Origin of the sequence: Lacrimispora amygdalina (assembly GCF_003432035.1) — a bacterium.
GTDB classification, from domain to species: Bacteria; Bacillota; Clostridia; order Lachnospirales; family Lachnospiraceae; genus Lacrimispora; species Lacrimispora amygdalina.
In genome coordinates this window covers 24,973-50,831 of the sequence record NZ_QOHO01000012.1, presented here as the reverse complement: position 1 = coordinate 50,831, position 25,859 = coordinate 24,973, and the positions used below count along the sequence as shown (strand labels likewise).

At 43.6% G+C, this 25,859-nt stretch carries 23 protein-coding genes; 6 read left to right on the top strand and 17 right to left on the bottom strand.

Annotation, left to right across the window (positions count from 1 at the left end; translation table 11 throughout):
- Positions 1–20: 20 nt before the first annotated feature.
- From thiW to DS742_RS29865, 3 genes are all read left to right on the top strand, one after another.
- Positions 21–572 (top strand): energy coupling factor transporter S component ThiW, encoded by a 552-nt coding sequence (gene thiW / locus DS742_RS03370; RefSeq protein WP_117415618.1) that lies wholly within the window; start codon positions 21–23, stop codon positions 570–572.
- 295 nt (positions 573–867) lie between these two features.
- Positions 868–1,206: a class I SAM-dependent methyltransferase gene (locus tag DS742_RS29870; RefSeq protein WP_341457599.1), complete on the top strand. Its 339-nt coding sequence runs from the start codon at positions 868–870 to the stop codon at positions 1,204–1,206.
- 65 nt (positions 1,207–1,271) lie between these two features.
- Positions 1,272–1,697, top strand: a complete 426-nt coding sequence (locus tag DS742_RS29865; RefSeq protein ID WP_341457598.1) for a hypothetical protein — start codon at positions 1,272–1,274, stop codon at positions 1,695–1,697.
- 56 nt (positions 1,698–1,753) lie between these two features.
- On the opposite strand, the gene DS742_RS03360 is transcribed toward DS742_RS29865, so the two are convergent.
- The 3 genes from DS742_RS03360 to DS742_RS03350 form a co-directional block, all read right to left on the bottom strand.
- Positions 1,754–4,822 (bottom strand): glycoside hydrolase family 2 TIM barrel-domain containing protein, encoded by a 3,069-nt coding sequence (locus tag DS742_RS03360; RefSeq protein WP_117415617.1) that lies wholly within the window; start codon positions 4,820–4,822, stop codon positions 1,754–1,756.
- Between the two features lie 102 nt (positions 4,823–4,924).
- Positions 4,925–6,310 carry an MATE family efflux transporter gene (locus DS742_RS03355; protein WP_117415616.1) on the bottom strand — a complete coding sequence of 462 codons (1,386 nt, stop codon included), beginning with the start codon at positions 6,308–6,310 and terminating at the stop codon, positions 4,925–4,927.
- A gap of 130 nt (positions 6,311–6,440) precedes the next feature.
- The gene (locus DS742_RS03350; RefSeq protein WP_242996378.1) at positions 6,441–6,893 is read right to left on the bottom strand and encodes a MarR family winged helix-turn-helix transcriptional regulator; all 453 of its coding nucleotides are present in this window, start codon (positions 6,891–6,893) and stop codon (positions 6,441–6,443) included.
- 322 nt (positions 6,894–7,215) lie between these two features.
- Between DS742_RS03350 and DS742_RS03345 the strand changes: the two genes are divergently transcribed.
- A complete protein-coding gene (locus DS742_RS03345; protein WP_117415615.1) occupies positions 7,216–7,695 on the top strand; it encodes a cupin domain-containing protein in 480 nt (159 codons plus the stop codon).
- A 167-nt stretch (positions 7,696–7,862) separates the two neighbouring features.
- On the opposite strand, the gene DS742_RS28690 is transcribed toward DS742_RS03345, so the two are convergent.
- Positions 7,863–8,000 (bottom strand): hypothetical protein, encoded by a 138-nt coding sequence (locus DS742_RS28690; protein WP_170313349.1) that lies wholly within the window; start codon positions 7,998–8,000, stop codon positions 7,863–7,865.
- Between the two features lie 210 nt (positions 8,001–8,210).
- On the opposite strand from DS742_RS28690, the gene DS742_RS03340 reads away from it, so the two are divergent.
- On the top strand, positions 8,211–9,056 hold the full coding sequence (locus DS742_RS03340) for an AraC family transcriptional regulator (RefSeq protein ID WP_117415614.1): 846 nt from the start codon (positions 8,211–8,213) through the stop codon (positions 9,054–9,056).
- Between the two features lie 23 nt (positions 9,057–9,079).
- Here DS742_RS03340 and DS742_RS03335 read toward each other — a convergent pair whose 3' ends face one another.
- Complete coding sequence (locus DS742_RS03335; protein ID WP_117415613.1) at positions 9,080–9,895, bottom strand: helix-turn-helix transcriptional regulator; 816 nt, start codon at positions 9,893–9,895, stop codon at positions 9,080–9,082.
- Positions 9,896–10,128: 233 nt separating this feature from the next.
- Between DS742_RS03335 and DS742_RS03330 the strand changes: the two genes are divergently transcribed.
- A complete protein-coding gene (locus DS742_RS03330; protein ID WP_242996377.1) occupies positions 10,129–11,373 on the top strand; it encodes an MFS transporter in 1,245 nt (414 codons plus the stop codon).
- A gap of 4 nt (positions 11,374–11,377) precedes the next feature.
- On the opposite strand, the gene DS742_RS03325 is transcribed toward DS742_RS03330, so the two are convergent.
- The 12 genes from DS742_RS03325 to DS742_RS03265 all read right to left on the bottom strand — a co-directional run bounded on the left by DS742_RS03325 (position 11,378) and on the right by DS742_RS03265 (position 25,720).
- Positions 11,378–12,445, bottom strand: a complete 1,068-nt coding sequence (locus DS742_RS03325; RefSeq protein WP_117415722.1) for a GntR family transcriptional regulator — start codon at positions 12,443–12,445, stop codon at positions 11,378–11,380.
- Positions 12,446–12,496: 51 nt separating this feature from the next.
- Entirely contained in the window at positions 12,497–13,189 is a 693-nt protein-coding gene (locus DS742_RS03320) for an L-ribulose-5-phosphate 4-epimerase (RefSeq protein WP_117415611.1), read from the bottom strand.
- 21 nt (positions 13,190–13,210) lie between these two features.
- The gene (locus DS742_RS03315; RefSeq protein WP_117415610.1) at positions 13,211–14,812 is read right to left on the bottom strand and encodes a xylulokinase; all 1,602 of its coding nucleotides are present in this window, start codon (positions 14,810–14,812) and stop codon (positions 13,211–13,213) included.
- A 28-nt stretch (positions 14,813–14,840) separates the two neighbouring features.
- Positions 14,841–16,334, bottom strand: a complete 1,494-nt coding sequence (gene araA, locus DS742_RS03310) for an L-arabinose isomerase (RefSeq protein ID WP_117415609.1) — start codon at positions 16,332–16,334, stop codon at positions 14,841–14,843.
- A 24-nt stretch (positions 16,335–16,358) separates the two neighbouring features.
- On the bottom strand, positions 16,359–17,876 hold the full coding sequence (gene arfA / locus DS742_RS03305; RefSeq protein ID WP_242996376.1) for an arabinosylfuranosidase ArfA: 1,518 nt from the start codon (positions 17,874–17,876) through the stop codon (positions 16,359–16,361).
- 35 nt (positions 17,877–17,911) lie between these two features.
- Entirely contained in the window at positions 17,912–18,565 is a 654-nt protein-coding gene (fsa, locus tag DS742_RS03300; protein WP_117415608.1) for a fructose-6-phosphate aldolase, read from the bottom strand.
- 408 nt (positions 18,566–18,973) lie between these two features.
- On the bottom strand, positions 18,974–20,404 hold the full coding sequence (locus DS742_RS03290; protein ID WP_117415606.1) for a D-alanyl-D-alanine carboxypeptidase family protein: 1,431 nt from the start codon (positions 20,402–20,404) through the stop codon (positions 18,974–18,976).
- Positions 20,405–20,475: 71 nt separating this feature from the next.
- Positions 20,476–22,035: a ribonuclease Y gene (gene rny / locus DS742_RS03285; RefSeq protein WP_117415605.1), complete on the bottom strand. Its 1,560-nt coding sequence runs from the start codon at positions 22,033–22,035 to the stop codon at positions 20,476–20,478.
- Between the two features lie 125 nt (positions 22,036–22,160).
- Positions 22,161–22,769, bottom strand: a complete 609-nt coding sequence (locus tag DS742_RS03280) for a regulatory protein RecX (protein WP_117415604.1) — start codon at positions 22,767–22,769, stop codon at positions 22,161–22,163.
- Positions 22,770–22,853: 84 nt separating this feature from the next.
- Positions 22,854–23,939, bottom strand: coding sequence for a recombinase RecA (recA, locus tag DS742_RS03275; RefSeq protein ID WP_117415603.1), 1,086 nt, complete (start codon positions 23,937–23,939; stop codon positions 22,854–22,856).
- Between the two features lie 302 nt (positions 23,940–24,241).
- The gene (locus DS742_RS03270; protein ID WP_117415602.1) at positions 24,242–25,132 is read right to left on the bottom strand and encodes a S8 family peptidase; all 891 of its coding nucleotides are present in this window, start codon (positions 25,130–25,132) and stop codon (positions 24,242–24,244) included.
- A gap of 96 nt (positions 25,133–25,228) precedes the next feature.
- Positions 25,229–25,720: a GNAT family N-acetyltransferase gene (locus DS742_RS03265; protein ID WP_117415601.1), complete on the bottom strand. Its 492-nt coding sequence runs from the start codon at positions 25,718–25,720 to the stop codon at positions 25,229–25,231.
- Positions 25,721–25,859 lie beyond the last annotated feature (139 nt).

Below are 25,859 nucleotides of genomic sequence, written 5' to 3'. Positions count from 1 at the left end.
ACTTATAAGGAGGAAAAAACATGAATTCCAAAACAAATTTAAACAAAGCAGCTGTCTCTCACACCTCTGCAGGAGTTTACATAAAAAAACTTGCAGCCGGCGGAATGCTTGTGGCGCTCACCGTTTCACTTTCCGGCTTTTCCATTCCCATTGGAGCCTCTAAATGCTTTCCGATTCAGCACCTGGTTAATGTCCTTGCAGGAGTATTTCTAGGCCCTGCCTACGGTGTTGCCATGGCATTTGCCTCATCTCTCATCAGAAACTTATCCGGTACCGGAACGCTTCTTGCCTTCCCCGGAAGCATGGTGGGGGCTTACCTTAGTGCGCTGCTGTTTCAAAAAACCGGAAAACTTCTTTTGGCCTATGTGGGTGAAATTACAGGAACCGGGCTGATCGGCGCTCTTCTCAGCTATCCGGTTGCAGTGCTGATATTGGGAAAGGAAGTTGCAGTTTTCTTTTTTGTAGTTCCTTTTCTCATGAGCACAGTATGCGGAACTTTATTCGCCGCCTTTTTATTAGAAACCCTTCGCAGGCTGGGTCTGCTTTCCTATCTCCGCCAGCTGATTAACTGATGATCTATCATTGACAAAACGTGTATCCTGCAATAAGATTAAAAGGTAAAAATAATAAAAAGAGGTGAAGAAAATCCGGTGTATCAGATGTTATAAATTCACTGACATGGATATAGCTGGAAAAGAGTAAAAAAATCAATGGAACAGACGAAAATTAAAAGCTGAATTGTCAGCCTAATTTTTGTGCCTGCTTTTTGATTTTATTTACTCTCAGTCTTTTCTTTATCGATTAAGAACAGCCGCGGAGTAATGTCCGCGGCTGTTTATTTTACCAATTTATAAGGAGGCGCTCACTATGCTGTATGAAATCAAAGATTTATTAAAACGTCCTGAATTATATCAGGAAACCAGTATTCCTTTCTGGGAAGATGAATACATTTCCAAACAAATGCTGAAGGCCCATCTGGATCCGGAATTTAGCGGTGCCAGCCGAAAGATGGATTTTATTCAAAAATCAGCGGAATGGATTGCCAGAACTGTTCCGCCCAAAGACTATCCCCTGCTGCTGGATTTAGGGTGCGGTCCCGGAATTTATGGAGAATTCTTTGCAAAATCCGGATTTCAGGTAACCGGAGTGGATTTTTCCTCACGTTCCATTGATTATGCAAAAAAATCAGCAGCTAAAAAAAGTTAAACATCAATTATACCTGCCAGAACTATCTTTCCCTTGAATTAAACCATACGTTTGATTTTGCAGTAATGATTTACTGTGATTATGGTGCTCTTTCCCCTGAGAAAAGAAAAACCGTTTTAAAACAGGTTTACGATCATTTAAAACCCGGTGGTAAATTTTTGTTTGATGTTTTTTCCTTAAATGAATACGACAGCTTCCAGGAAAAACAGATATGGGATATTCTTCAAAGCAACGGTTTCTGGCGGGAGGATGAATATGCTGAATTAAAGAGATGCTGCAAGTATCCGGAACATGTAACACTGGATCAATACGTTATTATTTCAAAAACAGAAGCTTCAGTTTATTATCTCTGGAATACCTGTTATTCAGAAGAGGCTCTGATAAAAGAGGCGGAAGAATCAGGCTTTAAAGTCTGTGGTACATATGCAGACGTATCTGGTACTCCATGGAATAAGGAAAGCCCCACAATTGCAGTAATTTTAGAAAAATAGTTTGAGGGGAGGTGCTCATGCATCTCCCCTGTCTTTCATATTTTGGTATTTCGTATTTATTTCACGGAACCGTTCCGCTTACTTCCGGGCACCATCTTAAACTCAAATGTAAACTCTTCTTCCACAAACATAAATTCTTTCCGAAGTTCCGGTCCGCAGCTTTCCGATCCGATTCCGTTCTGCCGGTAGTCCACACAGAATTCTGTAAAACCGGAGGGAGTCAGTTCGTAATTATGAGATTTCTCCGTCAGTTCCTCCTGTGTATATTCTGATGCATGGAAAGAAAATGCCTTATCTGCAGCTACAGTGATTGACAGACTGCCTCCCTCTATGGTTACAAAGTCACAATCACTGCGGCTTCCATTTTCCTGAGGTCTTAAATAGTCCTCATGCATCTCTTTTACACTGGAAGAAAACAGACCATGATAGCTGGCATTTTTCTTATCTATATAGTTTTCAACAGGGCCAAGTCCGAAATAGGTCACCTGATCCATCTGTTCTGAGAGGAACAGTCTGAGACCAAACCGGGGAAGTTCCGGAAACTCCTTATCTCTCTTTACATCCAGCTTTCCGCTTAAAGTGCCGTCTGCTCCGATCGTCCATAATGCATCAATCATTAAAATCCGCTGAACGGGAGCTGCTACCATAGACATCACAGTGGATATTTCGATACAGCCTTCTTTTTCTTCCCATCTGGTTTCATATCCCCTGGAAGAGGCACGGTGATAATGAGCTTCCATCCATTTATTTTTAATATCACTGTCATTATCCGTAGGTGCTCTCCAGATGTTAATTTCCATAGGACGTTCCAGAATGGAGTGGTTTTCAAAATTCATTTTCCGGAATGTTCCTGTTAATTTACTGTAGGTGTAGAAAAAGCTTTTCCCATTAATATGAATATAACGGTCATCTTCACATACCTCAAATAGTCCGTCTTTTTCCTTCGCATCTAAGAATGCTGCTGCCGTCTGGTTTCTCATATCTTCGTTTTTCAGCAGAATCTCATCAAATCCAAGGAGGCTTCCTGCTTCCAAAAGAGCACTGCTTTCTTTCAGATAATAACTTACTTTTAAATAACATTTACCTGCTTGCGGAACCTCAAAGTTCAGCGGCAGTCTGCATTCCTGCCCGGGCACAAGCTCCGGCATATCAGCTTCCCCCACAACTCCCTTTGACTTTAACTCTCCGTCGCAGGTCACCTCATAAGCGATATATCCATATTCTTTAAAATTAGTGAAATGAAGGTAATTATGAAGCGTCAGCTCTTTTTTCTCCTGGTCAAAGGAGACTGCACGTACCGGACGGTTTACATTCTTAAACTCCATCAGACCAGTATGCGGTCTTCTGTCCGGATATACAAGACCATCCATACAGAAATTGCCGTCATGAGGATATTCCCCATGATCTCCTCCGTAAAGGTACATGGGCTTTCCGTCAATCGTTCTGCCCTGGTAAATGGCATGATCGCACCATTCCCATACAAAACCGCCGCACACCCGGTCATGCTGTTCAAATACCTGGAAGTAACCTTCTAAATCTCCAGGACCATTCCCCATGGCATGACTGTATTCACACAGGATAAATGGCTTTGCAGTCTCCCGTTTCGTGTATTCGATAATTTCTTCCAGGCTGGGGTACATACGGCTGAATAAATCAATATTGGAAAAATCATAAGTTTTATCCACAGCCCGGTATCTGGCTCCTTCATAGTGAGTAAGCCTGGTGGGATCATAAGACTTTGTCCAGGAAAGTGCAGCTTCAAAGGTGCAGCCGTAAGCGCATTCATTTCCCATAGACCAGATCACTACGCAGGGACGGTTCTTATCCCGCTCAACCAGGAGTTTTGTCCTGTCAACGGTCGCTTCCGTAAATTCCGGATTATCTGCAATGGCACGGTTCCAGCGGTCACGCCATATCTCTGTGGTACGGGTCTCCATATAAATGTAGCCGGTACCATGGCTTTCATTATCTGCCTCATCGATGACATAGAATCCATATTCATCACAAAGCTGATAGAACTGAGGCGCATTGGGATAATGGCTGGTTCGGATGGCATTGACATTATGCCGCTTCATAAGTCGCAGATCACGCTTCATCTGGTCCAGGCTGATAGTAAATCCGGTAACCGGATCGCTGTCGTGGCGGTTTACACCATGAAATTTAATTTTCTCACCGTTTAAAAATACCACACCATCACGAATGGCAATTTCCCTGATTCCCATACGGTCAACAATTGCTTCCTGACCTGTCTCAAATATAACGGTATATAGATATGGGTTTTCTGCATTCCAGAGCACAGGATTTTCTATATCAAATTCTATCTTTCCTTCTGCAGGATATCCCTCTTTTCTGGCAACGGTACTCCCGTTTCTGTCTGTTACTGTTACTGTCACAGGAATTTCTTTACCGCTAAAGGTAATCGCAGCCTCTACATGAGCCTGGCCATTTCTCACAGATGTAGTGAGGAAGTAATCAAAAATTCCTTCCTCCGGTCTCTTCAACAGATATACGTCCCGGAAAATTCCGGTCATACGGAATTTATCCTGATCTTCCAGATAGCTTCCGTCACACCATTTTAGGACGAGAACGGAAAGAGTATTGTCCCCCTCCCGAATCACTCCTGTGACATCAAATTCGCTGGTTCCGTGAGAAACCTGGCTGTATCCCACATAACTGCCGTTTAACCACACATAGAAACAGGAATCCACTCCCTCAAAGTTTAAGTAAGCTCTGGGTGCCTCATCCTCTCTCTTATAGACAAAATGATGGACATATGCGCCGCATGGATTCTCAGCCGGAACATAGGGAGGGTCCATGGGGAATGGATATTTTGTATTGGTATACTGGTGCTTGTCGTAGCCATAACTCTGAAAACAGCCGGGTACCGGAATCTCATTAAACTTAGACGTATCAAAGCCTTCCAGATAAAACTCTTCTTTAACGTCATAAATGCTGTCATAATAGCGAAACTTCCAGTTTCCGTTTAAGAGACAGAAGCGGTCTGAATTCTCCCTTTTATCCGTCAAATCAAACTGTGCTGTGGAAGCCGGGATATAATAAGCTCTGTGTGGCATGGTGTTTTCATGAAGCAGATGCAGATTTTCATAATGTCTGGGTACGATCATAGTCGACTCCTCCTTCTTTTCTTATCTCTTATTATAAAAGGACAGAGTCAAAAATCCATATCTTTGTTTAGACAAAACATGCACAAAATGATACTCCGAATCTTATATTTCATCGGGATTAAATGTCATACGTTCTTTCAGCGAGGCATTCATGATTTTTTTCCTGGATGAAATCCACAAAATCACTCCAACAGTACAGGCGATTATTTCAGAGGCTGTCATAGACCATATTACCCCGTTTAATTGAAACAGATTGTTTCCAATAATAATAATGGGGATTAGGGCAACTCCTCTGGCCACGGACATAATGTTAGACTGAACGCCTTCTCCAAACGCCTGATACATACTGGTAAAAAAACCTGATATGCCTGCAAACAAGGTAGAGACCAATAAAGCTGCAAGAATAGTCGTGCCAACAGTTATAACGGCTTCATCAGTGCTGAACATTTCAAGAACCTGAGTGCGGAATACAAATAATACAGCTGCAATAACCAGAATAATGCTGACGAGATAGAGCAATGTTGTTTTTAAGACTTTGTATAATCGTTCCATATTGTTAGAAGAGTAAGAAAACGCAATCAGCGGAATAACGCCCATATATATACCCATACCTATAAAATCAGATATTTGGCATATACGGTTTGCAACGCCAAAAGCCGCAACAACATAGTCGCCATACATGACTGCGTAATTGTTAAACATAAGGCTTGATACAATTAAGAAGCCAGACAGCAGAAAAGCGGACATACCAATCTTAAAAATGCTAAAGATTATTTCTTTTGTAGGTTTAAAATCTTTAACGCTGACGCTCTGAACAGGACTTTTACTTTTGAGGTAGTAAATATAATATGCAACGGCACATGTATTGCCGATAACAGTTGCTACAGCCGCCCCCATCACATCCATATGAAAAAGAAAAATGAATATCGGGTCAAGAATGATATTAACAACTACGCTGATAATCATTCCAATCATAGATTCGGTTGAAGCACCTTCACCCCTGACCGTTTGCGCCAGTGTAAAATTGGTGGTTACAAACGGACTTCCGATTACGAAAGTAAGGATATAGTCTTTTGTGTGGAACAGCGTTTCTCCGGTAGCTCCTAACACTTTCAATACATGGGATAATGCAGGGAGGCAAATTAGCATAAATACTACTCCTGAAAGTAGAGAAAGATAAAGGTTTACTGACGAAGCTTTTTTTACGCCCTCAATGTTTTTCTCTCCTAGCAATCTAGAAATATATGTACTGCCTCCTGTTCCAAAAACTTCTCCAAGCGCCATAAGAATGGTTGTAAACGGCAAAGCAAGTGTAATGGAGGCCAGCATGGATGTACTTCCCAACCTTCCAATAAAGTAAGCGTCTGTAATGTTATAAATCATATTGACAACCATGCCTAAAATCATGGGTATTGCCATGTGGGCGATTGCTTTCGGTACGGGTGCCTTTTCAAGATAATATAGTGAGTCTTTTTTTGAGTTTTCCATTTAGTAATTTCCTCCTTTAATCATAGGTTGAATTCTACCTATTTGCCGGCTGTTTATTCAATATTTATCCATTCAATTTGGCGTATATTATGTAGAATTCTACTTACATTTCAAAAAATAAGGTGCTGTTTTATATGTGTGATTCTATACCTAAATTATCATAAGTTCGTTTTAAAAACTTTAAGTAGACAACTTTCTCCTCCTCTGAAAATCCAGCCAGCAATTCATCCGCTATTGCATTGAGAATGCCGGACATTTCATAAAGAAGCACCTTCGCCTTTTCAGTAAGTTCTATCAATATAGTCCTGCCATCCTCATTACCTGAACGTCGTATAATAAATCCATTCTTTTCTAAACTGTTGAGTAAACTGGTCACAGATGGACCGGAAATCTGCATGGCTCCACTCAAGTATCTGCGGCTAATTTCCTGCCCTGATCTTTGCGCTCCATCAATGTGCCCCAAAAGGCGTGCTTGTGGTTCGGTAATATCATATGCTGCCAGCTTTTGGTCGTTTTTATAACGTAACACATGAGCTATATTTTTAATATAAAAATCGTGGGGAATCATATCATCACGTTTCATTGCATTCACCCCTTTCATAATAGGTTTGCTTCTACCTTTATATTATAATGGTAGACTTCTACCTTGTCAACACTGAATTTTTAATTCAGTGTTGACAAGCAAAATACACATGACTACGTTTTAAATTGGTATTCCAGTATTCATTCACGACCTAATAATATACATCTTAAATTATTAGTATGATCAGACATATAAAAGGTAACCAAATATCTGGCTGTGTCTGCTCTGCAATCTTTTGTAATTTTCTCAATCCATCATATAATTCAGGCATATCTTTGATCAAATTTCATATAATTTACAAATTTATACTTTTGAGGCAAAAATGTTAAACTACAATAATGCTACTTCCAACAACCCAGATAACGCCTACTTTAGATCTCCATCTTTGGTGCCTACCGATTACGGACCATATCCTTTCACTATTGATATTAGCAAGGCTACCGTGAATAATGACACTTTTCGCACTGCCTTATGGACAGGTGAGCATTTACAACTCACCTTAATGAGCATCCAGGTTGGTGGCGAAATAGGATTAGAGATTCATCCGGATGATGATCAATTTTTGTATATTGAATCCGGTCACGGTGTAGTTCAAATGGGTAATCAAAAGGATTGTTTATATTTTCAACAGCCCATTTTTACTGGCAGTGCTATTTTTATTCCCGCAAGAATCTGGCACAATGTGTTTAATACCGGCGAGGTTCCTTTAAAATTATTCTCTATTTATGCACCTCCACATCACCCTTGGGGCACTATTCACCAAACAAAAGCTGTTGCAGAAGCAGATGTAAATCATTATTAATGATTGCCCGTCAGTTCTTTTTAAGGATTGGCGGGGTTTTTGTTATCTCTCAGCAGCCATATAAATTGATTCTGGATAATTTTTTCTCTTTCCTCCTTCTGGCACTAAAAAATTACCAGCTTATACTGATAGTTAATAGTTTTGTGTATATAGAATAGAGTTATCTGTTAATCTTCACTTTTCATCAATTTTTCTAATTGGCTTAGACGTTCCTCTTGATTTCGAATCTCTCTTTTCAACGAATTAATTTCGTTAAACGCCAGAAGTCCAACAACGCACATCAACACAACTGTATAATATCCCATTTTTTCTCCCCGTATAATATTCACTAAAAGTGATATCGGCTCACTAACTATCAATATTAAGTTATCAACGTGCTATATTCCTTTCACAATCTCTTCAGGCAAATCTAAGCTGCTGCTGACTATCATATATTCTCATATTCAAAGTGCGCCCGCCACATTAGACAAAAGATGGATAAAATGATACAATACAGCTGAAAGGAGATTCCCTTCATGTACACAAATACTGGCTATATGAATTTAACGGATGATGAACTGGAAAATACAAAAATCCCCTTAAGGGTCAACAGCTGCGGAGTATACCGTCTGGTTTCTCTCCCTGTTATGTCAACCTTTCGTCCTCTCGGCCGTTCAGACTATCAACTGCTTTATATTGCGGCAGGAAAAGCTTTTTTTACCATTGACGGAACCGCCACTGAAGTTTCAGAAGGCAGTATGGTTTTATATCTCCCCCATACTCCCCAGCAGTATGCCTACTATATAAACGACAAACCGGAAGTTTACTGGCTCCACTTCACAGGCAGCGAGGCAGCATCTCTTACCAGGGAAGCCGGTTTTACCGAAAACCAGGTTCTGTATACCGGAATATCTTCCAAATACCAGGAACTGTTCCTGTCCGTAATCCGGGAAGTACAGCTTACTCGTCCCTCCTTCGAGGAACTGTCAGCACTTTATTTAAAGCAGCTTTTTCTCCTTCTGAAACGAATCAGAGAAGAAGGCGGCTTTAAGAAAACAGAAATTCAGAAAGAAATGGAAAAAGCAGTCCGTTTTTTTCATGAGAATCTGGCGAAGAATATCGAAGTTGAAGCGTATGCAAAACAGCTTCATATGAGCACCTGCTGGTTTATCCGAAGCTTCAAGGAATATGCAGGAATGCCTCCCGGAAGATATTTAACCGATATACGGATCAGGAAGGCCAAGGAACTTTTAGAAAGCACGGATTACAGCATCGGTGAAATAGGCGGAATTGTTGGCTATGAAAATCCCCTCTATTTCAGCCGTATTTTTAAAAAGACAGCCGGAATCTCTCCCGCAGAATACAGAAAAGCGGCAAGGTAAGTTCATCTCCCTGCCGCCGCCTTCTACCGTTCGATAACACTATAGGTCTGCCGGTATTCCTTTGCTGTCATACTCATATATTTTTTAAAAATTCTTCTGAAGTAATCCACATCTTCATATCCGCACCGGTAAGCGATCTCACTGCCGGTTAAGTTTGTCTCAATCAACATTCTGCATGCCTTATTAAGCCGGGCTTCATGGATTCCTTCCGTCAGAGTCTTACCATAAACAGAATGATACGTCCGCCCTAAATAATCCGGGCTGCATTCCAGATGTTCCGCTAATATGGAAGCCGATAATGGTTCCTTTAAGTGGTTTCTGATATACTGCGCCGCCTGATTGGCCAGAAGCACCTTCTGCCCGTTTATCTCCATCGGAGAAAGTGAATCGCTCAACTCGCACAGAAGCTCCAAAAGGACCAGATTTAATATGGTTCTGTCTTCCCTGCATACGTTCTGTCTCTTGATAAACCGGCGGAACAGTTCTTCAAACTGCTGCGGCTTTCCAATCCGAATGAGCTGGGGAAGAGACATAATGTCTGTTCCTGTTTCTTCTGCCTTCTCCTCCAAATGAAAATGGAGCCAGTAAAAATTTAAGTCTTTATCAAACTCCCTGGTCCCCCAGTGATGTCTTCCCGGAAAGAGAATCAGGGCTTCCCCCTCCTCCACTTCATATTCCACATCCTCTTCCGCAATTCCAAGCACACCGGAATTGACATAGATGATTTCAAAGGAATCCATGACACGGTCTGCGTGCCGTCCCTTCCCCCCCGTAACCAGATATCCTGCATTTAATGCCCTCACCGGAAGAACTGCCTTTAGATGTAAGTAATGTTCCATGTGTCGCCCCCCTGTCGTCTTCAAGTCGGAATCATCCAGTTTTTCGCTTCTTTTTCCTCTTGTAACCTTTGACTCAAACTGGCAATATAGAGAAAGTATTTTCATTTCTTTAAAAAGGATAGCAGATTTACGAATAAAAGAAAAGGGGAACACGGCAGATTTGCCGTTTCGATAATATGGTTACAGATTTGATCAGAAAAAAATCCGCGTTTTCCAGCCAGGAAATACCACCCATGACAGCCGCAGATTTTTCAAAAGGAAGAAATTTTTTTATTGCCGAAGGATGCTGTGCCAATGGCATCGTTACGCTCACCACAGGTGCGTTCCTCTCCGGATACGCCAGTTCACTGGGAGCCGATGACTCCTTAAACGGCATCATTGGTTCCATTCCCATTCTTCTGTGCAGCCTCCAGATGTTTTCTTCCATTCTCTTAGAAAGCCTCAGAAGAAAAAAAGGACTGATTGTAAGCTTTTCCTTTGTTCACAGACTGCTTCTCTCTCTGATGTTCTTTCTGCCGCTGTTTATCACACAGCCGGTGATTCGTCTGACAGCAGTGGTTATTCTTTATGGTATCGCTCACTTTTTCGGTGCGTCCATTGGTACCGGAACCGGCAACTGGATTCTCCAGCTGGTTCCGCAGAATATCAGAGGAGATTATCTGGGAAGAAAGGATTCCTTCGCTTTTGCATTCTCCACAATATTAAGCCTTATTATGGGTCGGATCATGGACTGGTTTCGTAACAGCGGCATGGAACAAACCGGATTTTTTGTGGTCGGAGCTACCGTTCTTCTCATTGCCTGTACAGATTTCTGGTGCCTGTCAACTATCAGGGAACCGGAAAGTACTCCGCACAGGCAGAAATTAAAGGATGTCCTTCTTGCGCCACTTGCCGACTTAAAATACCGGAAGGTTATGTTCACTTATATATTCTGGAATCTGGCACTGCAGATCGCCGGTCCTTTTTTCAGCGTATACATGGTTACCGGACTGAAGATGGATTATACTTATATTACATTCCTTGGACTGATTTCATCCACCGTCCGGATTCTGGCCGCCTGGCTTTGGGGAAAACTGGCAGATGCCACCTCCTGGCTTCTTGCAGGAAGGCTATCCATGGGACTGCTGGGTTTTATCCATATAAGCTGGCTTTTTATGACTCCTGATACCTGCTACGCCCTTCAGCCGGTTTTGCAGGCCTTATCCGGCGCGGCATGGGGCGGAATTGCAATATCCGTATTTAACCTGCAATATCATTATGCACCGGAAGAAAAAAGGGTTTTATATGTCAGCGCCAATTCATCCTATGCAGGGCTTTGCGGCTTCTTCTCCACACTTTTGGGTGCCAGTCTGCTGACCATACTCCCTTCCTTTCAGATCGGAGACCTTCCAGTCAGCGGAATGCAGATTCTCTTCCTGCTGTCCGGGTCCCTGATCTTAGGCTGTGTTTTTTACATGGGAAAGCTGAAGAAATACTGAACGGTTACCTGCCCTTTCTCCGGTCTTTGCAGGACTCCCGGATTACAAGCTCCGGCTTTAATACCCGTTCCACCCGGCTCTCCTCGTCCGGAATTCCATGGATCTTTTCCAAAAGCAGCTCTGCCGCCATTGCACCAAGCCGTTCCTGGGGGTGGGCAATGGTGGTCAGCTTCACCATACCGTTTTCTGCGATAAAGGAATTGTCATACCCGGTAACAGAGATCTCATCAGGCACAGAAATCCCTTCTTTCTCTATGGTCTTAATGACCTCAAAAGCAATCTGGTCGTTGTAGCACACAATCCCGTCAACAGGGACCTTTTCCTCCAGCATGATCTTTAAAACCTCCGATGGCTTGGCAGACCGGTCCTCTGTATGGTACCAGATTACCATGTCCGGATCATAGGAAAACCCGCTTTCCTGGAGAGCGTTTACGAAGCCTTTGTGCCTGTCTCTTCCCTGGCTGTCATCTGCCTTAAAAATTCCCAGTATATGTTCATGCCCAAGATCAAGAAGATACTTCGTCACCAGATATCCGCCCAGACAGTCATCAAGCCTGATATGGGGCTTGTTCTTCATCTGGGTGTAATAGCCCTGTATAAACACATAAGGTATTTTATAAAAATCCAGCTTGTCATACAGTCCCCTGTGGCCGCAGAGAATCTCACTCTTACTTGGTTCAATAATGAGTCCGTCCACGTCCTTTTCCAGTATTTCTTCTAAACATCTGCTCTCTTTTAATCTGCTGTTCCCCGTATTTTTAATAATGATACTGTAACCGTTTTCCGTCAGCACCTGGTCGATTCCCTGAATCAGCCGCGGGAAAATATAGTCGGACAAATAGGTGGTAATCACCGCTATATTGCCCGACCCTTTTTTCCTTCCCGCTTTTCTGGACACAAAGGTACCTCTGCCATGTTCCGCTTCAATGTAGCCTTCCTGTTCCAGTATGGACAGGGCTTTTCTCACCGTATGACGGCTGATATGGAAGACCTCCGAAAGCTGATTCTCCGAAGGAAGGCGGTCTCCCGGCTTCTTCTCTCCGGAGATAATTTCTTTTTTCAGTTCTTCCATTAATACGTAATACTTTGTTTTTCCGCTGTCCGACACTGTAAGGACTCCTTGTTATTTTTTCTGCCCATAATAGGCATCCGGTCCGTGCTTTCTCATAAAATGTTTATCCTGCATGGACTGGGGTGCTGGTTTTACTGCTGGATTTAACAGCTCTGTCATTAAATTCATTTTGGCAATCTCTTCTAACACTACTGCATTGTGAACTGCATTGGCCGCATCCGTTCCCCAGGTAAACGGGCCATGATTTTTGCACAATACCGCCGGAACATGCATGGGGTCAAGTCCTTGAAAAGTCTCTATGATCACAGTTCCCGTATTTTTTTCATAACCTTCATCAATCTCTTCCTGAGTTAAATTCCTTGCGCATGGAATCTCTCCATAGAAATAATCCGCATGGGTGGTGCCATAGCAGGGCAGTGCTCTGCCTGCCTGGGCCCAGGAGGTTGCCATTGGGGAATGGGTATGTACAATCCCGCCTATCTTATCAAATGCCCGGTACAGTTCCAGATGGGTGGCGGTATCAGAGGAAGGATTTAGCTCCCCCTCCACCTGATTGCCGTCTAAATCCATGACTACCATATCCTCCGGTTTCAGCTTATCATAATCCACTCCGCTTGGTTTAATGACAAACAAACCCTTTTCCCGGTCAATGCCGCTGACATTTCCCCAGGTGTAAGTAATCAGCCCTCTCCGGGGCAGTTCCATATTTGCTTCATATACACTTAATTTCAGTTCTTCCAGCATCTTATCGCCTAAATCCTTTCCCTATGAGTATAAGCTGTCCACAGCTGCACGTTCAATTGCAAGCCCATTTTTATACCGTTCCATAAATGACTGAAATCCTGCTGCATCTTCCGGATCCGGTTCCATGGTTTCACCCGCCATATCCTTAAATACACGTTCTGAAAGGTACTGATCCAAAGTCTCCCCTTCCTTCTTACGAAGGAGATAGGAGGCAAGCAGTGCTGCTCCCCAGGCTCCGCCTTCTCCGGCTGTTTCCATTACAGAAACAGGAACTCCTACAGCCGCCGCCATGATCCTCTGCCCCGTTTCTCTGGTCTTAAACAGACCTCCGTGGCCAAGAAGCACATCCAGCTTCACACCCTCTTTAAACAGAATCTCCATTCCCATATTTAAGGCTCCTAAAGCGGTGTAAAGGTGGACTCTCATAAAATTCGCCAGATTAAATCTGCTGTTGGGAGTGCGAACAAATAACGGCCTTCCCTCTTCAAAATGAGTGATGTGTTCTCCTGACAAATACCCGTAGGACAAAAGTCCGCCGCCATCTTTCTCCCCCTCTAACGCTTTCCTGTAAAGAGCGGTAAAGAGTTCATTCTTATCCGGCTTCATGCCCATGGTCCCGGCAAATTCCTCAAATAAGGATACCCATGCATTCAAGTCGGAAGTACAGTTATTGCAGTGGACCATGGCAACAGCATCCCCTGCCGGTGTGGTAACGAGGTCAAGTTCTTCATAAACTCTGGAAAGTTCCTTTTCCAGAACCACCATGGCAAAAACACTGGTTCCTGCAGATACATTTCCAGTTCTCCTTGCAACAGAGTTGGTAGCTGTCATTCCTGTTCCTGCATCACCTTCCGGCGGGCAGAGAGGAATGCCGGGTTTTAAGTTCCCGCTTACATCAAGTAGTGCTGCTCCCTCTGGTGTCAGCACACCTGCCGCTTCACCTGCAGTCAGAACTTCAGGCATAATATCCCTCAGCTTCCACGGCAGGTTCCTGTCAGAGATAAGTTCATCAAACTGGCTGATCATGTGCTTATTAAAATCTTTTGTCTGGCTGTCCACAGGAAACATTCCGGCGCAGTCACCAATGCCTAAAACTCTCTTTCCGGTCAGCTTCCAGTGGACATACCCTTCCAGAGTAATCAGGTAATCAATATCAGAGACATGGTCCTCACCATTTAAAACAGCCTGGTATAAATGGGCAATGCTCCATCTTTGAGGAATGTGGAAAGAAAAAAGCTCCGTCAGCTGGCTGGCCGCCTCTTCCGTCATGGTATTTCTCCATGTCCGGAATGGAACCAGTAAGTCCCCATTTTTATCAAATGCCATATAACCGTGCATCATGGCAGAAAATCCAATGGCTCCAATGGAAGTAAGGGTTACCCCATATTTTTCTTTTACTTCTCTGGCCATCTTTTTATAGCTGTCCTGAACACCTTCCCATATATCTGTGATGCCATAGGTCCAGATTCCGTTTTCGTAGCGGTTCTCCCAGTCATGGCCGCCGGTGGCGATGGGATTATGGTTCTCATCTACCAGAACTGCTTTGATTCTGGTGGACCCAAGTTCGATTCCCAGTGCAGTATTTCCTTCCCGGATTGCTGCGATTAATGTTTCGTTATCCATAGAAACCCCCTCAAACTTTCTATCAGCATCAGCGGTATGCCGCCAAATTCCATCTCAGTTCATTTTTAAAATCCCGGACATTTGTATTCTCGTCAATGTATACAGCTTCAATTCCCATGGCTTCGGCCCAGTCACCCAGCTGCTCTGCAGTCAGATCGTAAGTAAATGCCGTATGATGGGCACCACCAGCTAAAATCCAGCATTCCGCACCGGTTATTAAATTTGGCTCCGGAGTCCAGAATGCAGTTGCAACCGGAAGCTTTGGCATGGGCTTTTCTACCTTTTTACAGTTGACAGTATTAATAATAAGACGGAACCGGGTTCCTAAATCAATGAGGGAAGCTGCAACTCCTCTGCCCTCTTTTGCAGTAAATACAAGTCTTGCAGGGTCTTCCCTGTCACCCATGGACAGGGGGTTTACTTTGATGCCTGCTCTTCCCTCTGCAATGGATGGGCAGACTTCCAGCATATGAGCCTGAAGAATCCCTTCTTTTCCCGGAACCAGATTATAAGTATAATCCTCCATGAAAGAAGTTCCCTTCGCATCCTTTGTGCCCTCCGTCATCAGCTTCATTAAGCGCACCATAGCTGCTGTTTTCCAGTCTCCTTCTCCGCCGAAGCCGTACCCCTTTTCCATCAGACGCTGGATTGCAAGGCCTGGAAGCTGTTTTAAGGACCCTAAATCGCCGAAATGGGTAACAATCGCCTGATAATCCTTTTCTCTTAAGAACGCCTCAAATCCAAGCTCAATCTGTGCCTGAACTGCCACATGTTTTTTAAACTCCTCAGGATCTCTTCCTTCCAGCAATATGTCATAGCGGTCATAGTACTCTTCCACAAGTGCAGACACATCTCCCGCTTTTACATCCTGAACATAATCTGCAGCTTCAGTAACCGGATAAGCATCGATCTCCCAGCCGAATTTCACCTGAGCCTCTACCTTATCTCCTTCCGTTACTGCTACATTCCTCATATTGTCTGCAAAACGCACCACACGGATATGGCTGCTTTCCACAATTCCCACTGCAGTCCTCATCCAGGACGCAATTCTTCTTTTTACCGAATCATCATCCCAGAAACCGGCAATCACCTTTCTTACCAGTCCCATCCTGGTCACCATATGTCCGAATTCCCGGTCTCCATGGGCGGACTGGTTCTCGTTCATGAAATCCATATCAATGGAATCATAAGGAATTTCCTGGTTAAACTGGGTATGTAAATGAAGCAGGGGTTTTCTGTATTCCTGCAGACCTAAGATCCATGACTTTGCCGGAGAAAAGGTGTGCATCCAGGTGATGACACCTGCGCAGTTCTCATCGTCATTTGCCTGCCGGAACAGAGACCGTATGGATGCATTATCAATGAGTACAGGCTTTAAAACCACTTCATAGGGAAGGATTCCGGAAGCGTTAAGCCTCCCGGTTATAATCCCTGCATGTTCTGCTACATCCCTTAAGCAGGCTTCTCCGTAAAGATCCTGAGAGCCTGTTGCAAACCAGAATTGATACGCTTTTTGTTTCATATGTATAACCCCCTCCTGTTTGATTTATTTACCCAGACGAATTACATTCCAGGATGCCCTGTGTAACATACTGGTTACCATACCTCCGTCTAAAGAAGACTGGCTGGTCTGTTTTGGTGCCACCTTTTCGTTAAAAGGTCCGTTTACGGCAAGCAGATCATCGCTTTCTAATACGATGTGCTCCAGAATACGGTAACCTTCAAAACTTCTAACATCAATGGTCATTTCTGCGTCGTCCTTAATGGAACGGTTCACTGCGAAAATGGTCACTTCATCCTTTTCCCCGTTATAAACAGGCACCGCTTCCACTGCTGTCACATCTTCATGTCTGGACGTGTCAAATTTCGGTGTGCTGATAACCGGAAGGAGCGCGGTTCCCCTGCCAAAAGCAGATGCGTGCATAAATGGATAGAAAATTGTCTGCTTCCAGACTGCTCCGCCGCCTGCCTCTGTCATAATAGGTGCAATCACGTTAACCAGCTGTGCAAGACATGCCATCTTCACCCGGTCAGCATGCTTTAACAGGGTGATCAGCATCAGTCCCACTAAAAGCGCATCTTCAAAATTATAGATGTCCTCTAACATAGGCGGCGCTACCTTCCATGGATGGTTTTCCGTTATATCATTGTCAGCAGCATTGGAATGGTACCATACATTCCACTCATCAAAGCTGATTTTAATATCTTTTTTGCCCCTCTTTTTCGCCTTCACATAATCGCAGGTGGCAATTACCGTGCGGATAAACTGATCCATGTCATCGGAGCAGGCCAGGAAGTCTTCACTGTCGCCCTTCTCATTGCCATAATACTGGTGCATGGAAACATAATCCACGTGATCATAGGTATGCTGGAGGGTAACCGCTTCCCAATCCGGGAAGGTGGGCATGGTGAGCGAAGAGCTTCCGCAGGAAACCAGCTCAATGGAAGGATCGATAATCTTCATGGCTCTTGCTGTCTCTTCCGCAAGTCTGCCATATTCCTCCATGGTCTTATGTCCCAGCTGCCATGGTCCATCCATCTCATTGCCAAGACACCAGGTTTTGATATTATGCGGTTCCTTATATCCATGGCTGATTCTCAAATCGCTGTATTTGGTATTGCCGGGGTGATTGCAGTATTCCAGAATGTTGCATGCATCGGCAATCCCTCTTGTCCCCAGGTTAACCGCCATCATAACATCAGATCCTGCACTTCTTGCCCATTTGGTAAATTCATTTAATCCAACTTTATTCTCTTCAATGCTCTTCCAGGCAAGTTCCAGCCTTCTTGGACGCTCACTCACCGGGCCCACACTGTCTTCCCAGTTAAAGCTGGAAACGAAGTTTCCGCCTGGATACCGGATAATGGGAACATTTAAATCTCTGATCATTTCCTTTACGTCGCTGCGGAATCCATATTCATCTGCCGTGGGATGCTCCGGACAATAAATACCGTCATAAACCGCTCTGCCAAGATGTTCAATAAAAGAACCGTAAATCCTTTCATCAATCTCCGAAATACGGAATTCTTTGTCAATCACCATTTTTACTTTGTTACATGCCATTAGTCGTGTCCAACCTTTCTAAACGATAATAAGTTTTATTCTCCGAATACCTTACGGTAATCATCCTGAAATTTCTTAATTCCCTGATCCGTTAACGGATGTCTGGTCATCTGTTCTAACACCGGATAAGGTACGGTAGCGATGTCCGCGCCTGCTTTGGCACAGTCAATCACATGGATGGGATTGCGTATGCTGGCAGCTATGATCTCTGTCTCAATCTCATGAATTGAAAATATTTCAGTGATCTCTTCAATCAGATCAATTCCAGGCATTGAAATATCATCAAGTCTTCCTAAGAAAGGAGACACATAGGTGGCTCCTGCCCTTGCTGCCAGAAGAGCCTGGGCTGCTGAAAATACCAGAGTCACATTGGTCTTTATGCCTGCCCCTGTCAGCACTTTAACTGCCTTTAATCCTTCTGAAGTCATGGGGATCTTAACAACCATATTGGGATGAATGGCTGCAATCTGCCTTCCCTCTTCTATCATCCCTGCTGCATCTGCAGTAGTTGCTTTCACTTCGCCGCTGATGGGTCCATCCACGATGGATGCAATCTCTTCTATCACCTGTTTAAAATCCCTTCCTTCTTTGGCAATCAAAGACGGATTGGTGGTAACCCCGCAGATAATTCCCATCTCATTGGCTTTTCTGATTTCTTCAATGTTCGCCGTGTCTACAAAAAACCTCATTGATTTCTACCTCCTGATTTTTCCATGAGAGTGAACCAGTCATCCTCTTACTTACAATTTATAACTTGTACGCACCATTGCACAAGTTGTTTTTATATATTTTACCATACCAGCCCTGTTTTTTCCAAATAATTCATTTACGCATAAGACGGTATATAGCACAAGAGATCCGGACATTCCTATATAAATCTATGTTTTTTCCACAATCCCATGAATAAAGCAAGATAATATGCACAATTTTATTTTTTAATTTTGTTAATGTTTGTTAACACTTTTAAAGAAATATGGGGTATATTATTACATGTAACCCCCCCCCAATACATTATATAGTTTTTGCTACACCCCATAAGAAACGAAATACCTTCTCCGAAAAAAGACCAGCTTCCCCAGCTGGTCTTTTTCATTTTCTTATTTTGTTTTTTTCTTATTATTTCTGCGTTCATTTAAAATGCGTTCGAAGTCCTCCGCATCGCCTTCTTCCTTAAGGCGGCGTCTTCGTTCTTCTCTCCGGAGTGCAATTTCTTTGGACTCTTTTCTTTTCTTCTTCACTGCAAATGCTGTCCCTGCTGCTATAGCAAAAGCTGCGGCGGCAATGGAAAGAGTTCCAAAAACTCCAAATCCCTTTTTTGAATTGTTAGTTGCGTCCGCCTTTGTATCTTCCTCATGTTCCCCGGAAGACTCTTTCGCAGGCGGTTCACTCTGGGACTCCTCTTCGGCCTTTGCAAATAAGTACGCCTGTCCAACTGCCCTGTCATTATAAGTATAGCGGATGAGAGCCACCGCGCCTTTTGGGCTCCCGGCCGGCAAGTCCGTGACCAGTTCCCTGTCAATCTCAGAAAACTCTGCCCCCTTGGGTACGGTAACTGCCGCGTCTGGCTCCAGTTCAAGGTCCGAAGGCTGATAACTTTTCGTTCCAATGGAAACAGGGGCATCCCCGGCGGTATATTCCGTTTCATTGCCTGTTACCGGAAGATTTTCAAACTGGGTAAATCCAAATTCAAGGAGGTTCTTTCCATCAATAAAATACTGCCTTGGACTGCCTTTTAAGATGACGGAAATCAGTCTTCTCCCATCTTTTTCCGCATAAGTCACAAGGGTATTGCCGGCTTTAATCAGATAGCCGGTTTTTCCTGCAACAGCCGCTGGATAATAAAATTCGCTGGATTCATCCGTGGTCTTTACCAGCCTGTGTTCATTATAAATGGTCAGTCCCTCCGGATTATTGGCAGTGGGAGGAATGTTATGGCTGACGGCAGAACTGATCTCCACCAGTTTTTTATTATTATAAGCAGCACGGGCGATCAGTGCCATATCATATGCAGTCACATACTGGGTGTCTCCATTCAATCCTGATGGATTTTCAAAATGGCTTTCTGTGCATCCAAGCTCCGCCAGTTTGTCATTCATCATTTTGACAAATCCTTCTCTGCTTCCTCCCACATGCTCCGCCAGAGCATTGGCAGCCTGGTTGCAGGAATGCAGTATAAGAGAATACAGGCAATCCTCTACAGACAGCGTATCCCCATTGGTGACATTCAGTTTATTCCCGCTTCCTTCTTCCACATTGTAGACAGAGTCCTTTGAAAATGTCACCATATCGGTCAGATCACTGTTTTCCAGGACTATTAAAGCAGTCAGTATCTTCGTAATACTTGCCGGCGGATAAGCGGCGTGTATATTTTGTCCAAAGATAACGGTGCCTGTATCTGCATCAATCACAATTCCCGCTTCTGCCTGAATCCCCGTATCAGACGGCCAATCCGGTTTTGCATAAACGGTCATAAGAAACAGCTGGCAAATCAGTACGCAGCTTAACAGTACTTTTATCCGACGTTTCACGTATCATCCTCCTGACATGAAATATGCCCTAAAGCCGCACCAGAATAAGTATACGGTTTTAGGGCACTATTTTACTTCGCGTAATCTGTAACTCTGGACTCCCGGATCACGTTAACCTTAATCTGTCCCGGATACTCTAAGGAATCTTCAATCTTCTTAGAAATATCACGGGCCAAAAGTACCATATCATCATCGTTAATCTGATCAGGAACTACCATAATCCGAACTTCGCGTCCTGCCTGAATGGCAAAGGACTTGTCCACTCCCTTAAAGGAGTTGGTGATATCTTCTAACTGTTTTAATCTGTTTGTATATGTTTCCAGAGTCTCCCTTCTGGCACCAGGTCTTGCAGCAGAAATGGTATCTGCAGCCTGAACGATGCATGCAATCAGACTCTGTGGTTCTACATCTCCATGATGTGATTCCACGGTGTTCAATACGATTGCGGATTCTTTGTATTTCTTACATAACTCCAGACCCAGCTGAATATGAGAACCTTCCATCTCATGATCCACAGCTTTTCCAATATCATGTAATAAACCGGCACGTTTTGCCATACGGATATCAAGACCGATCTCTCCGGCTAACAGCCCGGATAACTGAGCGACCTCAATGGAATGCTTTAATGCATTCTGTCCATAGCTTGTTCTGTATTTCAGCTTGCCAAGCAAACGTATGAGTTCGGGATGAAGCCCGTGAATGCCTACTTCAAGAGCGGCAGCTTCTCCTTCCTCACGCATATTGGTCTCAACTTCTTTTTGCGCCTTCTCCACCATCTCCTCGATTCTGGCTGGGTGAATACGTCCATCCACAATGAGGCGTTCCAACGCGATTCTCGCTACTTCTCTACGAACCGGATCAAATCCGGATAAAACAACTGCCTCCGGGGTATCATCAATAATTAATTCCACACCCGTCAGGGTTTCTAACGTACGGATATTACGGCCTTCTCTACCGATAATACGGCCTTTCATCTCGTCATTGGGAAGCTGAACAACTGAAACGGTTGTCTCTGCCACATGGTCAGCCGCACATCTTTGAATGGCAGTAACCACATATTCTTTTGCTTTCTTATCAGCTTCTTCTTTTGCTTTGTTTTCCAGTTCCTTAATTAATTTCGCAGTGTCATGTTTAACATCATCTTCAACAGATTTTAAAAGATATTCTTTTGCCTGTTCGGAGGTAAGTCCGGAAATTTTTTCCAGTTCCTGAATGCCTTTTTCATAAAGAGATTCCACTTCGGAATTTCTCTTATTCAGGGCTTCCTCTCGAGCAGCAAGACCTGCTTCTCGTTTTTCCATAGTCTCAGACTTCTTGTCCAAGTTTTCTTCCTTGCTTAATACTCGTCTTTCATAACGTTGAAGCTCAGCTCTTCTCTCCCTGGTTACCTTTTCCAGTTCGTTCTTAGTCTTTAAAGACTCTTCTTTCGCCTCAAGGAGAGCTTCACGCTTCTTTGTCTCAGCGGTCTTTAATGCTTCATCTATTATTTCCCGGGATTTTTCTTCTGCAGAGCCAATTTTGCTTTCGTAAGTGTTCTTACGATATGCGGTCGCAGCAGACCAGGCAATAAAAGCAACTACTACTGATGCAATGATCGAAATCAATGCAGCCGTGAATACTGATACTGACACAGGAGCACCTCCTTATTTTATTTTCATTGTACAACAATACAACACTACAATTTTAAACTGTTTTATACATTATGTCAAGTATTTCGCCTCTGTTTCCGGTATACTTATACACATTTTCACTATTGTCAGTCATCGACAAAAATTTCACCTAAAACCCGGCTTACCGCTTCATAAGAGAAACCTTTTCTGCCAAGAGATGCCATCACTTTGCTCTTCTCCCTGGCGTCCATCTGTTCCGGAAATAAACGCTTTTTCCTGATATATTCTCTGACTATGGCAGCCTCATCTACGGGCTGCTCCTTTAGAGTATCTCCAATCATTTCCTTGTCCAGACCTTTTCTCTGAAGTTCAAACTGAATCTGTCTTTCACTCTTTCTTCTGGAATTAAATTCCACATATCTTCTTGCATACTCCTGATCATTGATGAAGCGATGCTCCTTTAGGAAATCAATGGCATAATCAATGGCTTCCTGGGGATAATATCCTTCCTTTAACTTTCTTCTCAGTTCCTGCTCCGTCTTATCGGATGATTTTAAAAGAAACAGAACCCGTTCCCTGGCTCTCTTACACAGAATTTCCTTAACAATCTCCTGATAAACCTCTCCCGGGATCTCATTTCCTACCTCTATGGAATATCGCTTTAATTCCCCTCTATAAAGAACAAGAGTAAAGTCATCATCAAGAATGACTTTACTCCTGCGTTTATCGACGGGCAAAATCTCTGTTACTGTCATATATGCCCCTTATCCTTTTGATCATTCTGTCTCTGTCCTGTCCCCTGCACTTCCCTGTCAGAAGAGGGAACAGACTTCGAAGTATTATTCTTTCCCTGCTCCGGTCTTATCTTCCTCAGGCTTAATCCGCTTGCTTTCCTTTTCCGGGGCACGGTCCCCTGCAATTGCTTTTTCCTCTGCCAGACCATACTTAACGCGGACCTTGTTCTCGATCTCCAGACAAACGGCTGGATTGTCCTGAAGATAAATCTTGGAATTTTCTCTTCCCTGGCCGATCTTTACGTTATTATAAGCGAACCATGCACCGCTTTTTTCTACAATGTTTTCTTTTACAGCTAAATCCAGAATATCTCCTTCTTTGGAAATTCCCTTTCCGAACATGATATCAAATTCAGCCTCTTTAAATGGCGGAGCAATCTTGTTCTTCACCACCTTCACCCGGGCTCTGTTACCTACCATGTCGCCACCCTGCTTTAAGGTCTCAATCTTACGGATATCCATACGGACGGAGGCGTAGAATTTAAGAGCGCGGCCGCCTGTGGTTGTCTCAGGACTGCCAAACATAACTCCAACCTTCTCACGAAGCTGGTTAATGAATAAAACAATACAGTTGGACTTACTGATAACAGCAGTAAGTTTTCTGAGAGCCTGTGACATCAGTCTTGCCTGGAGACCTACGTGGGAATCTCCCATGTCTCCCTCAATCTCAGCTTTGGGCACGAGGGCTGCTACAGAGTCTACAATGATAATATCCACGGCTCCGGACCGGACCATGGTTTCCGTAATCTCAAGAGCCTGCTCTCCGTTATCCGGCTGGGAAATATATAAATTGTCTATATCGACACCTATATTCTTTGCATAAACGGGGTCAAGTGCGTGTTCCGCATCGATAAAGCCTGCGATGCCTCCCCGCTTCTGAACCTCTGCTACCATATGAAGAGCAACTGTGGTCTTACCACTGGATTCCGGTCCATAGATCTCCACGACTCTTCCCTTTGGAATTCCGCCAAGACCAAGTGCAATGTCCAGGCTTAACGCTCCGGTAGGTATGGTCTCCACATTCATATTCGTTCCTGAATCCCCCAGCTTCATGACAGATCCTTTTCCATATGCTTTCTCTATCTGGGTAAGTGCGGCATCCAGTGCTTTCAGCTTATCATCTTTATTCATCTTTTCCTCCAACACGAACAAACGTTCTTTTTCTATTTATAATGATAGTATACTTCCAGGCAAATGTCAACCTGTATTTTCATCCTTCTTCAATCATACGCATCACACTCCTGTCTTAGCGGTCAACTTATTATGGTTACTTTGGAAATTAGGGCGAAACGCCTGAATGGAGAATAAAAAAAGGCAGACTGCCTTACGACTTCTGTTTTACTATAGCACAGAGATTTGGGCTTAGCAAGTTTTTTCTTTCTCAAAACCGGATACGGACCGCCCTTATATAAAAGGCGGTTCGTATCCGGTTTTTACAGCAGCAGTTTTTCCACATCAAGCATACCCCAGCCCTGCTGATTCATGGGAAGCCCGATATCCACAGCCCGTTCTCTTAACATGAGCTTCACATCCCGGTTGCTCATATATGGATATTTCTGCAGCAGAAGTGCAATGGCCCCTGAGACCAGGGGAGTGGACATGGAGGTTCCGCTTTTGGTCTGATACTGCCCCGGTTCATTGGAGCAGCTTATAATTCCGGCTCCAGGCGCAATGATCTCCGGTTTACAGATACAGGCTCCGGTGGGACCTCTGCCGGAATAGTCAATCATCCGGTTTCCCATCACATTTACCTCTTTATAGTCATCGGAACACCCTACCGTAATCACCTTACGGCTAATCCCCGGTGTTGTGATGGTATTCGTACCGGGTCCCATGTTTCCTGCTGCCACACATACCACCAGCCCGTCATCCCAGGCTGCATTCACACCTCTCACCAGAACCGAATTTTCTGTCATTCCTTTTTTTGAAAAGGAACCAACCGATATATTTACAATCCGGATTCCGTACCTCTCCCTGTTGTCACGGATCCACTTCAGCCCGGAAAGCACATCTGAAGCGTAACCATTTCCTTTTTTGTCCAATACTTTCAGCATAATAATGTGGCTCTCCGGGGCAACCCCCATATAAAGTCCATTGGAGGCTCTGCCCTCTCCTGCAATAATTCCGGATATATGAGTACCATGGCCATTGTCATCGTAGGGCTCCCGCCTGCGGTGAACAATATCCACAAAAGCTGCCAATCTATGTTCAAGATCCTCATGAAGGTAAATTCCCGTATCAAGAACTGCAATACCAATACCACGCCCGGTTAGTCCCATGCGGATGGCACTGTCACAGTGTATCACTTCTCTTACCTGATTCACAGTCCGCTACCTGATTCCTTTTTTTATTAAGATATTCCGGTACGCTTCCCATGGTTTCTTTTCCAGACTAAATGCAGGCAGGAATTTTAATCATAACTATAAAATATAATAATAAGGACAAATATCTTCATAATGACCATCTTTCATGTGAAATCCTCCCGGAATTGTCCCAAGTTGTATAAAACCGAGCCGTTCATATAAATGCCTTGCACGAGTATTTGTTGAAACCACAGCATTGAATTGCATTATTTTAAATCCATGCTGCCTGGCTTTTATAAGGCAGTCTGTTACTAACTTTTCTCCAATATGTAATCCTCTGCTCTCAGAGCTTACCGCGTAACTGGCATTACAAATATGCCCGCATCTTCCTACATTGTTTGGGTGAAGGATATAAAGGCCATATATCTTACTGATTTCGATGTCTTCTGCCACACAACAACACGTTTGTGATTTAAAAAAGGCGCAGCCGGTTTCCCATGTCAGCAGATCTTCCTGCGGAAAAGCAATTCCCTCCTCAACAACTTCATTCCATATATGAATCATGGCATTGACATCATCAGCATTGTATTCTCTTACTTTAATCTTCAACTGTACCCGCTCCTTGTTATTCTTTAATATTTTCATCTTATTAGTAAAATATCACCAAATTAACTGATAATCAATATTAATTTCAACTTCACCCATACTTAAATGATAAGGTCTCAATCACATCTGACTTTTATGTAAA